This is a genomic window from Streptomyces sp. NPDC052101 (assembly GCF_040680235.1).
Lineage (GTDB): Bacteria > Actinomycetota > Actinomycetes > Streptomycetales > Streptomycetaceae > Streptomyces.
This window is the reverse complement of record NZ_JBFAWH010000156.1, coordinates 1-1,112: the sequence shown is the minus strand read 5'-3', so window position 1 is coordinate 1,112 and position 1,112 is coordinate 1. Positions and strand designations below refer to the sequence as shown.

At 66.4% G+C, this 1,112-nt stretch carries 1 protein-coding gene; it reads left to right on the top strand.

All coding sequences use genetic code 11. The features are described 5' to 3' along the window. The first annotated feature begins 15 nt into the window (after positions 1–15). A complete protein-coding gene (locus AB0L75_RS44450; protein ID WP_365191974.1) occupies positions 16–717 on the top strand; it encodes an IS6 family transposase in 702 nt (233 codons plus the stop codon). The last annotated feature ends 395 nt before the right edge of the window (positions 718–1,112 follow it).

The window sequence follows — 1,112 nt, the reverse complement described above, 5'->3', positions numbered from 1 at the left end:
GGCCTGCTCGTGGACATGCCGCCGTCGTACCGGGGCTTCCGCTACCCGGTGGAGGTGATCGCGCACGCGGTCTGGCTGTACCACCGCTTTCCCCTCTCCTTCCGCGAGGTCGAGGAACTGCTGCTCGAGCGCGGCATCACCGTCACCTACGAGACCATCCGGCAGTGGTGCGCCAAGTTCGGCCAGGAATACGCGAACCGGCTGCGCCGGCGCCGTCCCCGCCCCGGGGACAAGTGGTACCTGGACGAGGTATTCATCAAGATCAACGGGAAGCTGCACTACCTGTGGCGCGCGGTCGACGCCGACAGCAACGTCCTGGACATCCTGGTGACGAACAAGCGTGACACCGGCGCCGCGGTGCGGTTCTTCCGCCGCCTGCTCAAGGGGGGCGAGTACGCGCCCCGGGTGATCGTGACTGACAAGCTGCGCTCCTACGGCGCTGCCCACCGCACCGTCATGCCCTCCGTCGAGCACCGCTCCTCGAAGTATCTGAACAATCGCGCAGAGAACAGTCACCAGCCCACCCGGCAGCGGGAACGGGCAATGAAACGCTTCACCTCACCCGGACACACCCAGAGATTCCTCTCCGCCTTCTCCGGCATCTCACCCCACTTCCGCCCCCGCCGCCACAAGCTCACCGCCACCGAATACCGACAGGAAATGCATCATCGCTTCACCACCTGGAAGCAGGTCACCGGCTGCACAGCCACCGCCTGAAGCAGCCGACACACCCGACGAGCCCTGCCCTCAGCACACCTCAACTTCCCCTCATCACAACAAGTTGACAGTGCCGTATGCCGACCTGGTTGCGGACGTCCGCCGCATCAAGCAGGCCCGCAAGAACTACGCCGCGGCCCTGGAGGCGGTCGGACAGCTGCCCCAACTGTTCCTGGGCGCCTGACCCTCGCCGGCGCCCCCTCTTCCGTGCTGGACGCGGCCGCGCATCTTACCGGCCGCGACGTCGCCGCAGCGGACCGAGCGTTCGCCGGCGCCGCCTGCACGCACTGCTCCCACTGAGGGGTCTGTAAAGCGAGCGGTGTAACTGGGCTTGATGTGGCTAGAGTTGGCCTGCGGTGAGGCGGCCATCAAAGGCCAGGTCGAAGGCGTTCATG

Excerpts from the sequence above, each read along its gene's own strand:
- AB0L75_RS44450 (WP_365191974.1), top strand. The coding sequence starts at position 16 with ATGCCGCCGTCGTACCGGGGCTTCCGCTACCCGGTGGAGGTGATCGCG.